Annotated in this window: 11 protein-coding genes; 5 read left to right on the top strand and 6 right to left on the bottom strand. The window is 54.0% G+C overall.

The genetic code is table 11. The features are described from left to right. Nucleotides 1-41 precede the first annotated feature (41 nt). Both R5268_RS00985 and R5268_RS00980 read left to right on the top strand, forming a co-directional pair. Nucleotides 42-674 (top strand): lysoplasmalogenase, encoded by a 633-nt coding sequence (locus R5268_RS00985; RefSeq protein ID WP_046893057.1) that lies wholly within the window; start codon nt 42-44, stop codon nt 672-674. 140 nt (nt 675-814) lie between these two features. Then, on the top strand, nt 815-3,220 hold the full coding sequence (locus tag R5268_RS00980) for a zinc/cadmium/mercury/lead-transporting ATPase (protein ID WP_317418508.1): 2,406 nt from the start codon (nt 815-817) through the stop codon (nt 3,218-3,220). Nucleotides 3,221-3,276: 56 nt separating this feature from the next. On the opposite strand, the gene R5268_RS00975 is transcribed toward R5268_RS00980, so the two are convergent. Both R5268_RS00975 and tusA read right to left on the bottom strand, forming a co-directional pair. After that, the gene (locus R5268_RS00975) at nt 3,277-4,116 is read right to left on the bottom strand and encodes a DUF817 domain-containing protein (RefSeq protein ID WP_046893059.1); all 840 of its coding nucleotides are present in this window, start codon (nt 4,114-4,116) and stop codon (nt 3,277-3,279) included. Between the two features lie 22 nt (nt 4,117-4,138). Next, nucleotides 4,139-4,393: a sulfurtransferase TusA gene (gene tusA, locus R5268_RS00970; RefSeq protein ID WP_317418600.1), complete on the bottom strand. Its 255-nt coding sequence runs from the start codon at nt 4,391-4,393 to the stop codon at nt 4,139-4,141. Nucleotides 4,394-4,550: 157 nt separating this feature from the next. On the opposite strand from tusA, the gene R5268_RS00965 reads away from it, so the two are divergent. The 3 genes from R5268_RS00965 (at nt 4,551) to R5268_RS00955 (ending at nt 7,754) form a co-directional block, all read left to right on the top strand. After that, nucleotides 4,551-5,663: a linear amide C-N hydrolase gene (locus tag R5268_RS00965; protein ID WP_317418509.1), complete on the top strand. Its 1,113-nt coding sequence runs from the start codon at nt 4,551-4,553 to the stop codon at nt 5,661-5,663. Nucleotides 5,664-5,780: 117 nt separating this feature from the next. Beyond that, entirely contained in the window at nt 5,781-6,449 is a 669-nt protein-coding gene (locus tag R5268_RS00960; RefSeq protein ID WP_166708573.1) for a 7-cyano-7-deazaguanine/7-aminomethyl-7-deazaguanine transporter, read from the top strand. A gap of 201 nt (nt 6,450-6,650) precedes the next feature. After that, a complete protein-coding gene (locus R5268_RS00955; protein WP_107680453.1) occupies nt 6,651-7,754 on the top strand; it encodes a glycerol dehydrogenase in 1,104 nt (367 codons plus the stop codon). 72 nt (nt 7,755-7,826) lie between these two features. On the opposite strand, the gene R5268_RS00950 is transcribed toward R5268_RS00955, so the two are convergent. The 4 genes from R5268_RS00950 to glpA all read right to left on the bottom strand — a co-directional run bounded on the left by R5268_RS00950 (nt 7,827) and on the right by glpA (nt 12,757). After that, entirely contained in the window at nt 7,827-8,495 is a 669-nt protein-coding gene (locus R5268_RS00950) for a DUF3313 domain-containing protein (protein WP_317418510.1), read from the bottom strand. 146 nt (nt 8,496-8,641) lie between these two features. Further along, entirely contained in the window at nt 8,642-9,838 is a 1,197-nt protein-coding gene (glpC, locus tag R5268_RS00945) for an anaerobic glycerol-3-phosphate dehydrogenase subunit GlpC (protein WP_317418511.1), read from the bottom strand. Beyond that, nucleotides 9,835-11,121 carry a glycerol-3-phosphate dehydrogenase subunit GlpB gene (gene glpB / locus R5268_RS00940; protein ID WP_317418512.1) on the bottom strand — a complete coding sequence of 429 codons (1,287 nt, stop codon included), beginning with the start codon at nt 11,119-11,121 and terminating at the stop codon, nt 9,835-9,837. The genes glpC and glpB overlap by 4 nt, the downstream gene beginning before the upstream one ends. Then, on the bottom strand, nt 11,111-12,757 hold the full coding sequence (gene glpA / locus R5268_RS00935; RefSeq protein ID WP_317418513.1) for an anaerobic glycerol-3-phosphate dehydrogenase subunit A: 1,647 nt from the start codon (nt 12,755-12,757) through the stop codon (nt 11,111-11,113). Before glpA ends, glpB begins: the two co-directional genes overlap by 11 nt. Nucleotides 12,758-13,163: the final 406 nt, after the last annotated feature.

Below are 13,163 nucleotides of genomic sequence, written 5' to 3'. Positions count from 1 at the left end.
TTCAGGTGTTAATCGCCATCAACATACCTCAAGGACACCCTATGAATTGGCCATTTATTGCTGTACTTTTTTCCGGCTGGCTCTATATCGACGCCGCCTACCGGGGACCAAACTGGCAGCGCTGGGTTTTCCGTCCCGTCACCCTGCTGCTGTTACTGCTGTGGGCGTGGAGCGGGGATTACGGGCTGGATATCTCCGGGTATCTGGTGTGTGTCGGGCTGTTAGTGGCCATTGTGTCCGATACCATCCGTCTGGTTGCTGATAATAAAATCGACCTGTCGCTGTATACCAGCGCCGTGTTTTATCTGCTCTACGCCCTGAGTTTCGCCCTGCTCAATAACTTCACCTTCTATATTCCGCTGATGATTGCGGTACCGGTGATTGCCGTTGCGGTGCTCGCGCTGCTCTGGTACAAACTCGGCGATCACAAAGTGCCGGTGATGACGGCGCTGCTCAGTGCACTGGTCATGGCCTGGCTGGCCGGAGAACAGTTCTTCGGGCTGGGAACCGATTACAATTTCTCCCTGATGATCGGGGCATTCTGTCTGGTGCTGAACCTGATCCTGTGGATGATTAACCGCTTCCTGTTTACGTTTAAACTGGCCAAAGCGATTTACTCCACCTTCTATTTCCTCGGACATTTCCTGATTGTCCGTGCCATCACGCTGATGTAATTCTGCTCCCCGCAACAGGAGCGCACAATTTGCCAATAATTATGCGCCCCTGTTGTTGACTCTGGAGTAGGCTCCAATGTGTACACTTCCTGTTAATGAGAAAAATTAACATCAACTCACCGTTGAACAGGGAGGTGTTTATGCACCCGAACAAAGAACTTCATGAGCACACTCATAACAGCAATTGCTGCAGCAGCAAATCTGCCTGCACCACCGGCGGAAAAAGTGAGTCACAGGCTCATCAGCCACACGACCATACCGCACACGATCACAGTGAGCATGAGCATCCGGAACACGACGACGATGAGTCCCGTGCGCATGGTCATGCCCCGCACGATCATGCGCATTCTGAACACGACCATGACCACGCCGGTCATGAACACGCACACGGCAGTTGCTGTTCACACGACAGCGCCGCCGCGGATGATACCGCTCTGCCTGAATTAAGCGGCAGCCAGCGCTGGAACTGGCAGGTGGAAGGAATGGACTGCCCGAGCTGTGCGCGCAAAATTGAAACCGCCGTTCTGAAAATTGCGGCAGTTACCCAGGCAAAAGTGTTGTTTGCCACGGAAAAACTGGTGGTGGATGCCGCCGGGGACGTCCGCGCAGACGTGACCAGTGCCGTACAGCAGGCCGGGTTTACGCTCTGGGATCTGAACGGCAGCACTGCCGCGCCGAAGAAGAAAGAAGAGCAGAGTCTGCTGAAACAGGCGTCACCGATGCTGATCCTGGCTGTACTGATTGCTCTCAGCTATGCCCTGGAGTTTGTAAATCCGGTACTGGGCAAATACGCCTTTATCGCATCAACCCTGATCGGTCTGTACCCGATCGCCAAAAGCTCGCTGCGTCTTATCCGCTCCGGCACACCGTTTGCGATTGAAACGCTGATGACGGTCGCGGCAGTCGGCGCGATTGTTATCGGTGCCACCGAAGAAGCCGCCATGGTGATCCTGCTGTTCCTGCTGGGCGAAATGCTGGAATCCTATGCGGCAGGCCGCGCACGGCGGGGAGTCAGTGCGCTGATGGCACTGGTGCCTGAAGATGCGGTGGTGATTAAAGACGGGAAAAAAGTGTCTGTCCCGGTTGCACAGCTGCGTCCCGGCGACATTATTGAAATCGCACCGGGCGGTCGTCTGCCGACAGATGCTGAGCTGCTCAGTGAGTTTGCCAGCTTTGACGAAAGTGCCCTGACCGGGGAATCCGTACCGGTTGAGCGGACGTCAGGTGAAAAAGTAGCGGCAGGTTCACTGTCTGTCGATCGCGCAGTGCAGATGAAAGTCATCTCCGAGCAGGGTCAGAACGCCATCGACCGTATTCTGACACTGATTGAGGAAGCCGAAGAGCGCCGTGCACCAATCGAGCGCTTTATCGACCGCTTCAGCCGCTACTATACGCCGATGATTATGCTGTTCTCCGCCCTGGTGATTGTCATACCACCGCTGTTTATGGGTCAGGAATGGTATCCGTGGATCTACCGTGGTCTGACACTGCTGCTGATTGGTTGTCCGTGTGCCCTGGTTATCTCCACTCCGGCTGCGATTACCTCCGCGCTGGCCGCCGCCACCCGCCGTGGTGCGCTGATTAAAGGCGGTGCCGCACTGGAGCAGCTGGGTACGGTAACGACTGTCGCGCTGGATAAAACCGGTACGCTGACAGAAGGTAAACCTCAGGTCACTGATATTGTGGCACTGAATAATCACAGCGATGCGGATGTGCTGACGTATGCCTCCGCCGTGGAAAGCGGGTCACATCACCCGTTAGCCAAAGCGATTCTGGAGCGTACCGAAGCTCAGGGTCTGACCATCACCGAAGCGGAAAACCGCAAAGCCCACGCCGGTAAAGGGGTTGACGGGGAGCTCAACGGTGTGACCATCCTGGTCAGTGCACCGGGTAAACTGGCTGACGGCCTGCTGACGGATGCCGCTGCGGCAGATGTCACCCGGCTGGAAAATGAAGGAAAAACGGTCGTTGCCGTCGTTGCAGGTAACCAGCTGACCGGACTTATCGCCATGCAGGATACCCTGCGCAGTGATGCGGTGGAGGCTATCGGACAACTGAAAGCGATGGGTGTCAGCGCCGTGATGCTGACCGGGGATAACCCGCGTGCAGCCGCTGCTATCGCCGGTACCATCGGTATGGATTTCCGCGCCGGGCTGATGCCGGAAGATAAAGTCAAAGCGGTGATGGCGCTGAATAATGAGCACCACACCATGATGGTCGGTGACGGTATCAATGATGCCCCGGCAATGAAAGCCGCCAGTATCGGGGTTGCCATGGGCAGCGGGACCGATGTGGCGCTGGAAACCGCCGATGCCGCACTGACTCACAACCGCCTGACCGGTATTGCCGAGGTGATTACGCTGTCGCGGGCTACCCGTAAGGTTATCCGTGAGAACATCATTATCTCACTGGGTCTGAAAGCGATATTCCTGGTCACCACCCTGATGGGACTGACCGGTCTGTGGGTTGCGGTTCTGGCTGACTCCGGTGCAACCGCGCTGGTCACCGCCAACGCCGTCCGCCTGCTGCGGGTTATGAAAAAATAACCATGGGTTACTAACTGGTTACTGACTGAAAAGGGATGCTGCGGCATCCCTTTTTTTTATCTCACCACCAGAATCGTGGCTTTGATATGTTTGAGATAGGCCACAATCGTGAAAGTGACAATGACCAGCAGCGACCAGGATGCCCATTTCCCGGCATGTACTGTCGCCCATGCGCCAATCTGATTCGGGTACTGCCAGACGCCGAAAAAAGTACCGAAATTTTCCGCCAGCCAGATAAAAAAGCCGATCAGCACAAAACTCAGCAACAGCGGCATTTTGCGCTCTTTATCATATGGCGTGAAATACACCATAGTCCGCGCATACAAGCCGAGAATAAAAGCGGTGAGATACCAGCGGTAATCACCGATAAAGTGATGGGCAAAGAAATTGACATAAATTGCCAGCGCAATCAGCGTGGCCAGCCAGTACGGCGGGAAATTTTCGATCCTGACCTTCAGAAAACGCCACGCCTGGATAACATAGCTGCCGACAGCCGCATACATAAATCCGGTGAACAGCGGTACATTCCATAATTTGGTATACGCCTCATCAGGATAACTCCATGAACCGATAGCGGATGAGGTTTTAAACAACTCCATGACAAACCCCACCACATGGAAAATACAGATGGCTTTCAGTTCATCCGTGGTTTCCAGTTTTTTCCACACCATCACAGCCTGAAACAGTACCGCCAGGATCAGCAGAAAATCATAGCGGGGAATTCCGGCCACACCGGCGGCCGGTACCAGAAAAAGAGCAAGAAAGAAGAACGCCGCAAACAGACACGCCCGCGCCTCTTTCAGGCCGAAAAACCAGAATTCAAGAACAAACCGGCGCCAGCCGGTCAGAGAAGCGTGTTTCTGTGCCAGCAGAAAGGTATCAAAGCGGTCAAGCATGGTTCAGTCCCTGAAGGAAGGATTACAGCGCGCTCTCTTTTTTGCGGATCAGGTAGCGGTACGGCGCGGTTTCAGCATCCTGAGCCATCAGCTCATGCTCCATAAAACGGCAGAATCCCGGGATGTCGCGTGTGGTTGCCGGGTCATCCGCCACCACCAGCAAAATGTCACCGGTATTCATCCCGCGGATGGTTTTACGCACCAGCATCACCGGCTCCGGGCAGCGCAGTCCGAGTGTGTCGAGTGTTTTATCGGCACAGGAAAAAGTATCAGACATCATGATTGTCCTGTTAAGTAACGAATCTGCGAATTATACCGGAAATAAAAATCTGACGCCCGTTTCTGTGTTTTTGCTTCCGCCTGTTAAAAATTGATATTTATCCCGCGGTGACTCTCCGGCAGGCTCAAAGCCCCGTCACTAAAGGAAATAACCGATGAAAAAACCATTGAAATCTCTATTACTGACCGCAATGCTGGCCTCTGTTCTGGTCATTCCGCATACGGCGGATGCCTGCACCCGTTTTGTTTATCACGGCAAAAATGATCTGCATATGACAGCCCGCTCAATGGACTGGTCAAAACCTGCAGGTACCAATCTGTGGATCTTCCCGCGCGGCATGCACAGAGAAAGTGTCCCCGGCAATCAGGGCATATCATGGACATCCCGTTACGGCAGTGTGATCGCAACCGCTTATGACATGGCAACAGTCGACGGAATGAATGAAAAAGGTTTATCCGCCAATCTGCTCTGGCTGGAAGAAACCCGTTACCCGCCGAACCACGTGAACACAAAAATCATGCCGGTTTCAATCTGGGCTCAGTATATCCTCGATAACTTTGCCACCGTGAAAGAGGCTGCTGAGGCGTTAAGAAGAGAAGAATTTATTGTTGTTACCGATAAAGAGCCGGGCAGAGACCGGCAGGTATTACTGCATTTATCGGTTTCTGATGCCACCGGTGACAGCGCGGTTATTGAGTATACTGACGGGAAACTGGTGATTTATCAGGGTGATGATACCGATGTGATGACCAATTCCCCGGTATTCAGTGACCAGCTTGCTCTCGGCCGCTACTGGGAAGCCGCAGATGGTCTGAAAGTACTGCCCGGCTCACGCCGTTCGGAAGATCGGTTTGTCAGCGCAAGATTTTATAACAGCCGTATTCCGGAAAATTTATCCCGCGATGAGGCGCTTGCCGCCGTACTCAGTGTGATCCGCTATACCTCCGCGCCTTACCGGTCAGCACAAACCCGGAATGCGGTTGTCAGCGGTGAGGTTGATCCTCTCTCTTCCACCCGCTGGCGTACAGTGGCAGATCACCGGAACAAGCGCTACTTCTTTGATGCCGTGATGGCATCTGCGGTGATTTGGGCGGATTTCAGTAATATCGATTTTTCAGCGCAAACAGGAACGGTCAGGAAGCTGAACTTAGGGAATAACCAGCAGCATCTGTTCAGCGGCAGTGTGACACCGTATTTCCGGGAAGCCGAGCCGTTCAGGTTCGCCTTACCCGGTGATGAAGCGGTGCCGCATTATCCGCTGCGGTAACCGGAGACTCTCCCCGGTATACCGCGGAGAGAGTCCTTTGCTTTTGTTGCGCAAACGACGTATTATTGCGCCCGAGATTATTGGGTTCCCTCACCCCAACCACCAAAAAGGTACAATATGTTTGATTTATCTGCCCGCCAGCGGCGCACCGCGCTTGTCTGGTTATCACTTTTTCACATTCTGATCATTACCTCCAGTAACTACCTGGTGCAGTTGCCGATCACGATTTTCGGCTTCCATACCACCTGGGGGGCATTCACGTTTCCGTTTATTTTTCTGGCAACCGATCTGACCGTCCGTATTTACGGCGCGCCACTGGCACGGCGGATTATCACGTCAGTCATGATCCCGGCACTGGCCATTTCCTATGTGGTTTCCGCCCTGTTCTTTCAGGGGGCATGGGCCGGTGTTGAAGCACTTTCGCATTTCAACCTGTTTGTGGCGCGGATAGCAGCCGCCAGTTTTATGGCATATGCCCTCGGGCAGATTCTGGATGTGAGTGTCTTTAACCGTCTGCGTCAGAACCGCCGCTGGTATGTGGCACCGGCTGCCGCTATGTTTGTCGGTAATCTGATCGATACCCTCGCCTTCTTCTTTATCGCTTTCTGGCGCAGTACCGATCCGTTTATGGCGGCAAACTGGGTGGAAATTGCGCTGGTGGATTACAGTTTCAAAGTCATCATCTGCATGCTGTTCTTCCTGCCGGCTTACGGTGTGCTGCTCAATCTGATCCTGCGCTCTTTTTTTGCGCAACGCGCTGACGGCTCCCTGCCCGCACATCACTGATTGTTCATTTTTCTGACATGCAGAGGCGCTATCCTGCCTCTGCGCTGTCGTCTGTATCACATTTTCCCGATCTGCCCCCGTGTTCCCGGCCCGTACAGTGCGTCAGCTCTCACATATCCGTTACTGTAACTGTTAGTCTGATTCAGACGGAATACTATCCCTCACTGACACCATAACGCGAATGCATTCAGGAGTTTGAGTATGTTAAAAGTGATCCAATCCCCGGCCAAATACATTCAGGGTCCGGACGCGCTTTACCATGTGGGTAAATACATCAGACCATTAGCGGAAAAAACGTTGGTGATTGCTGATAAATTTGTCCGCGAGCTGGTGGGCGATATTGTGAATGACAGCCTGAGCGAATACGAAGTCAGCGGTGTCTTTGAAACCTTCGGCGGCGAATGTACTCATGAAGAGATCGACCGTCTGACCAAACTGGTGAAAAACCATAAATGCCAGGCAGTACTGGGCGTCGGCGGCGGAAAAACACTGGATACCGCCAAAGCCGTGGCGCACTTTGCCAAACTGCCGGTGATCATTGCCCCGACTATCGCATCAACGGATGCGCCGACCAGCGCACTGTCCGTTATCTATAATGAACTCGGCGCATTTGACAGCTACCTGTTCTATCCGCAGAACCCGAATGTGGTGGTGATGGATACCAATATCATCGCCCGCGCACCGGCACGTCTGCTGGTGGCCGGTATGGGTGATGCGCTGGCCACTTACTTTGAGGCGCGTGCATGCAGCGCAGCCGGAAAAGCCACCATGGCAGGCGGCAGCACCACACTGGCGGCGCTGGCGCTGGCTAACCTCTGCTTTGATACACTGCTCAGTGACGGCATCAAAGCCAAACTGGCCGTGGAAGCCGGGGTCAGTACCAAAGCCGTGGAAAATATCATTGAAGCCAACACCCTGCTCAGCGGGCTGGGCTTTGAAAGTGCCGGACTTGCGGCTGCACATGCTATCCACAACGGCTTTACCGCCCTGGAAGAGTGCCACCACATGTACCACGGTGAAAAAGTGGCGTTCGGTACCCTCGTACAGTTAGTGCTGGAAAATGCCCCGGCAGAAGAGCTGGAAACCGTGCTGGAGTTCTGTGCTCAGGTCGGTCTGCCAATCACCCTGGAAGAACTGGGTGTGGACAGCATCGGCACCGAGCTGGAAGAGAAAGTCATGGCGGTTGCCGAACTGAGCTGCGCGGACAACGAAACCATCTACAACATGCCGTTTGAAGTTGATTCCGACCAGGTCTATGCCGCGATTATGGCTGCTGACCGTATGGGTCGTGACTGGCTGTATTAATCTGCTTAGTATGCGTTCTGTAACGCCCGGGATAACCGGGCGTTACTGTCTGTAGTCCCCCGCCGGTGCTTATTATGCCGCCGGAAGCACTTCGGCGGCGATGGTATCAACCGCAGCTTTCAGTTCTTCCAGTGTGATTGCCTGGTCTTTATTGCTCATCTGCTCACCTTTATTTTTCCGGATCGCTTCAAAATACGGTTTTTTCGATACTGAATCTGTTATTTTCCATTCAAAATAGACAGAAGTATCCGCGTCCCGGTTACCGATAGCCAGTTGTGTTCCGGCAACAATCAGCATCACCGGTAATACTTCATACGGTTTGAAATCTTCATTGGTCACTTTAACCGCGGTCACCACGCCCTCAAAACGCAGCACACCCGGTGCCGAGGTTTCCGTCAGCTGATACCGTTTTGCCAGTTCACGTTTAATCTGCTGATTGGTGTAACTGAGCAGAACCGTCATAAACTGTTTGCCCATTTTGTTATCTTCATGCAGCGGTTTAAAAACAACCGGTGTGAAAATCAGCTTTGTTTTCGGGCTTTCTGCGGTGAAATCGTCAGATATCCAGGATTTAATGATCTGACCGGAAGCAGTGTCGGTTTCTGTCAGACGCTGATAGTCACTCAGAAAATCGGATTGCTCGGTCGTATCCGGCAGACGGCTTGAACAGGCAGAAAGCAGGAATACCATTGATACAGCAATAATATAGTTAGTGACTGAATGTGATACGAAATTATTCATTCTTCTCTCAACATGTTAATAATTCTTTAAAATCCGCCGCAATGCTAGCACCGGGCAGAAGAGGAGACTGAATAGAAAATGCGGTTTGTATCCTGTATTCTGTATATAAAAAAACCGGCCGGAGCCGGTTGCTGTAATACCTTATTTTACGCAAGCGCCCGTGCCAGCAGAGATATCGGATGCTCGCATTTTTTGCTGGTCGACATCTCAATCTGCCATTTGCAGGTTTCGCAGTCACTGATCACCAGATCAATCCCGCTTTCTTCTATCTGACGGAACAGCGGGGAACCAATCGCCTGTGATGTTTCGTAATTTTCCTTTTTAAATCCGTAAGTCCCGGCGATACCGCAGCACTGTGAATCGAGCACAATCAGCTCCACTCCGGGAATGGCGCGGATAAGTTCAAGGGAATACGCCGTCCAGCCCATTTTTTCCATATGACACGGCGTGTGATAACCGACTTTCAGCGGCGTATGCTTCAGCGCCGGTTTGCGCCCGTCCTGCATCAGCCGGTAAAGATAGCGCGTCACCAGCTCAATGTTATCGCGCAGCGGTGCGGTATCCACATCCAGAATATGCGGATATTCATCCCGCAGGGTAAAGGTACAGGTGGAGGATGTCGCAATCACCGGCATCTTCTGTTCAACAATGGCTTTGGTGAGGGACTCCACATTCACTGCGGCCTGTTTTTTCGCCTGCTTTGCAAAACCGTTGGCGATCAGCGCCACACCGCAGCATTTTTCCCGTTCCAGCAGCTGCACCCCGATCCCCATGCTGTTAAACACCTTAATCACATCTTTGCCGAGCTGAGGATGGTTATAATTCACATAACAACCATGAAAATACGCGACCTGTTCGCCGAAATCCGCCTGTTTTTCCTGCTGTTTTTTATACCAGCGGCGGAATGTGCCGAAAGAGTATTTCGGCAGCTCACGACGGTGATCAATTTTCAGGGCGGTATCCAGCAGTTTACGTACCGGTTTCAGACCGGTGATAGTATTGACCACCGGTGCAAACGGCGAGGAAAGTGATCCCATCAGATCAGTATGGCTCAGGATCGCATCGCGGATCTTCGGCCGTGACGGGTGATACGTCAGTTTGGCACGGGCAATAATATCCCCGATGCGGACATCTGACGGACACGCCACTTCACAGCGCTTACAGTTGGTGCAGAGCGTGAGTGCGTCATCATACAGCATGGCGTCTTTCAGGCGCAGCCGTTCACCGTCCGGCCCCGCCTGTTTCGGCCCCGGATAATCCGGATTCACTTTTGCCACCGGACAATACGTTGTGCAGACAGTGCATTTGATACAATTCTCGAACTGAGTTTGTCCCATACTCATACCTGTTCCTCCGTTACCGCCGCGCCAATCTGCGCCAGAATCTGTTCAGCCGCATACATCGCGGTGACAAGGGAAACACCCGCACCGCAACCCTCCTGTAACGGGTTATACCCGCCCAGCACCGCACCGACAGCACGGAGATTGGTGATGGCGCCCTGCGCATCCGCCGGATGCAGATGCGCATCTGTTGCCACCCCGGCTTCCAGATAACGCTGACGGGCAAACAGATCCGCAGATGTCCACTCCCGGCGCGGCAGCGTTTCTGTCAGTTGCAGATTGAGCAGCGGCTCATAGATATGGTCAATATCGCTCGCCAGTCCGTTACTGAAGAAGCTGCCGGTGGCCAGCACAAACTGCTCTGCCTGTACCGGAATATCACCGTGATTGCGGGTAAACAGATGCGTAATTCGCTGACCGTCACGACGGACAGAAATGACACTGTCCCCCGGCATGACAAATCCGCCCGCCCGGCGGAAGCGGCCCAGCAGAGCCTGATGAAGACGCATTCCCAGCAGTGACGGCGGCAGCGTCGGTAACTGATAAACTGTTTTATTCAGCTGCTGCTGTAAAAAAGTCACTCCGTCACTGTTTTCCGCCCCGAAGCAGGCCGGTAAAATCAGGATCTGTTGCGTGAGCCCGCACTGTGCCAGTTCATCCGCCAGTTCCTGCCGGTTTTGCGGTAAATCCAGAACACGGGCAATATTGACGGAACGGAACTCACTCGGGTTATTGCGTAACTTATCCAGACACGGTAAATGCAGGGTATACGCCTGTGCCGGATACCCCTGACGGGTAAGCGCAGCGGCGGCCATTTCCGCCTGAAAATCAAGAAATCCGGTGATGCCTACAACGGCGGCCGGCTGCCAGTTTTCCGTCATTTTTTCGGTCAGTACCGGCACCACATCCGGTGTCAGCCAGCTCATCCGCCACTGCCCGGCCGGAGTCAGACGCCAGTGATTACGCTCCGCCGAGCCCTGCAACGGTAAAGTTTCCTGCTGTAACAGCGCCATCGCCTGTGACACACTGCGGCACACCGCGCTTTCTCCGATCACACTGTAGGGGTGCGCCGGTGCCTGATGAGCCAGCGCCGCCAGGGCGGAAAGCGGTTCCGTGACCGGCTGCCCGTCCGGCAGCGCCGACAGCAGATCCAGTGACGCGGATGAAAAATGCAGCGCGCTCTGTCCGGCGCTGATAATCGCGCAGCTCAGCCCGCTTTCTGCCAGTTTCACACCGCAGGAAAGCCCGGCAAGACCACCGCCCGCGATAACCACATCATATTTCATGCTGCTCTCCCTGTTCTTCCGTCCCGCTGTTTTCCAGCCCGCACAATCCCTGATACACCCAGCCGGTGAACTCACTTTCGCGCAGCGCGTTCCCCCATGCCACCGGACGCACACCTTTCCAGCGTTCGTTCAGGAAGTGCATCAGTCCGGCTTCCGATTTTTCCGCCGTGGTGACTTTCAGCTGTGTCAGCAGCCCCGCCGCGCGGCAGGCGCACAGTTCCCCCTGGCAGGTGCCCATGCCGACGCGGGTGCGGCGGCGCAGATCAAGCAGGTTATTCACTGTCAGGCTTTCCGCGGCATAACGCACCTCACCGGCGGTCACCGCTTCACATTCACATACCAGACTTTTATCCAGGCGCGTGGTGTGCGGCAACTCCGCCGCACGATCACCGTGGCGGTATACTGCTGAGCCGCGCAGCGGCGCGGGCAGGGAAATCACTTTGCGCAATGTCTGTTCCGCCGAATGTGCCGAACCCGGCAGCGGCACATCCGCCGTGGAGCACGCCACGGTAATACCGAGCTTCGCACACACCATATCGGTTGCCCGCTCCGCCATCAGCCGGTATGTCATCAGCTTGCCGCCGGTGATGGTGAGAAAGCCGTGCAATCCGTCACGCTGCGCATGATCCAGCAGCACAATCCCGCGGCTGATACTGCGTCCGGTCGGATCATCATCCGCCGCCACCAGCGGGCGGACACCGGCATACGCCCGCAGAATACGCGCCTGCGCCATTGCCGGTGCCAGTCGTGAGCCTTCACGGATCAGGGTATCGACCTCATCCGCTGTGACGATCATATTGTCGATATCATCATAAGGAATATGAACTGACGTGGTGCCGATCAGGGAAATGGTATCCCCCGGCACCAGGATATCGGCATCACCGGGCTTGCGGCAGCGGTTGATCACGTGCTGATTAAGGCGGTGCCCGAGGATCAGCAGTGCACCTTTGGCAGGCAGCATACTGATATGTACCCCGGCGAAACCGGCGATACGCTGACTCCAGATCCCCGCCGCATTCACCACAACCGGCGCATATAACGGATAACTGCGGTGATGACGGTGATCATAAACCTGCACACCAATCACCCGGTCACCCTGACGCAGCACATCCGTGACTTCGTGATAGGTCAGTACCTGTGCGCCGTGCTCCCGCGCATCCAGCATATTGGCGGCAGTCAGACGAAACGGGTCAACTGTGCCGTCCGGTACTTTTACCGCGCCGCACAGCGCCGGGTTTACAGACGGCTCAAAGCGCAGCGCCTCCTCCGGGGACATCACCTGTGTATCAATTCCCGCCGCGCGGCAGGCATCAATAAAAGTGGCCTGATAGGCCATCTCATCTTCCGGCAGTGTGATAAACAGGCCGTCTGTTTCCTCAACACAGTGACGGGCAACGTGCCGCAAAATCCGGTTTTCTGAAATACATTCGCGGGCCGATTCCGGATCAGTCACCGCATAACGGGCACCGCTGTGCAGCAGGCCGTGATTACGGCCGGTCGCGCCGGTCGCGATATCAAACCGTTCCAGCAACAGAGGGCGCAGACCGCGCCGGGCACAATCCCTGGCCATCCCGGCTCCGGTTGCGCCGCCGCCGATGATAATGACATCAGCTTCATTGACAGGTGAATCAGACATGGGTTCCTCTCAGTCATTTTCCTTTATTATGGTTACAGCTTAGCCGTTATTTTCCTTTTCATGATTGATAATGAACAAAAACGAAACTAAATAACCACTATCAAGAGCGAAAAAAACCATAATCGTGATGGATATCACATATTCGCAACATCAGGTATTTTTCTCAGAAAATACCCGTAAACCGACTGATTTTCCGCCGGTTTTCTGTCTGATTCACACCTCTGAGATTTAGTTATTGTCCCGCCGCAGATATGCGCTATGCTTTTAGCGCTAATTATATGTTTACCCTGTATATTTTATGTAACCAAAACAAAACAAAATAACTACACCCGAGTAATTACTTAGGTGATTACCTGAAATATCCGGTTATTCATCCGCAAAAATGCAAAATTAGCGCTTAAAACCC

It is taken from the genome of Morganella sp. BCCO 40_0007, from assembly GCF_032989665.1.
GTDB classification, from domain to species: Bacteria; Pseudomonadota; Gammaproteobacteria; order Enterobacterales; family Enterobacteriaceae; genus Morganella; species Morganella sibonii.
The sequence above is the reverse complement of the archived record's forward strand: the minus strand, read 5'-3'. Positions and strand labels throughout refer to the sequence as shown.

Coding starts and splice junctions, on each gene's coding strand:
- tusA (WP_317418600.1), bottom strand. CDS start 4,393: ATGTCTGATACTTTTTCCTGTGCCGATAAAACACTCGACACACTCGGA.
- R5268_RS00985 (WP_046893057.1), top strand. CDS start 42: ATGAATTGGCCATTTATTGCTGTACTTTTTTCCGGCTGGCTCTATATC.
- R5268_RS00955 (WP_107680453.1), top strand. CDS start 6,651: ATGTTAAAAGTGATCCAATCCCCGGCCAAATACATTCAGGGTCCGGAC.
- glpB (WP_317418512.1), bottom strand. CDS start 11,121: ATGAAATATGATGTGGTTATCGCGGGCGGTGGTCTTGCCGGGCTTTCC.
- glpA (WP_317418513.1), bottom strand. CDS start 12,757: ATGTCTGATTCACCTGTCAATGAAGCTGATGTCATTATCATCGGCGGC.
- glpC (WP_317418511.1), bottom strand. CDS start 9,838: ATGAGTATGGGACAAACTCAGTTCGAGAATTGTATCAAATGCACTGTC.
- R5268_RS00980 (WP_317418508.1), top strand. CDS start 815: ATGCACCCGAACAAAGAACTTCATGAGCACACTCATAACAGCAATTGC.
- R5268_RS00950 (WP_317418510.1), bottom strand. CDS start 8,495: ATGAATAATTTCGTATCACATTCAGTCACTAACTATATTATTGCTGTA.
- R5268_RS00975 (WP_046893059.1), bottom strand. CDS start 4,116: ATGCTTGACCGCTTTGATACCTTTCTGCTGGCACAGAAACACGCTTCT.
- R5268_RS00960 (WP_166708573.1), top strand. CDS start 5,781: ATGTTTGATTTATCTGCCCGCCAGCGGCGCACCGCGCTTGTCTGGTTA.
- R5268_RS00965 (WP_317418509.1), top strand. CDS start 4,551: ATGAAAAAACCATTGAAATCTCTATTACTGACCGCAATGCTGGCCTCT.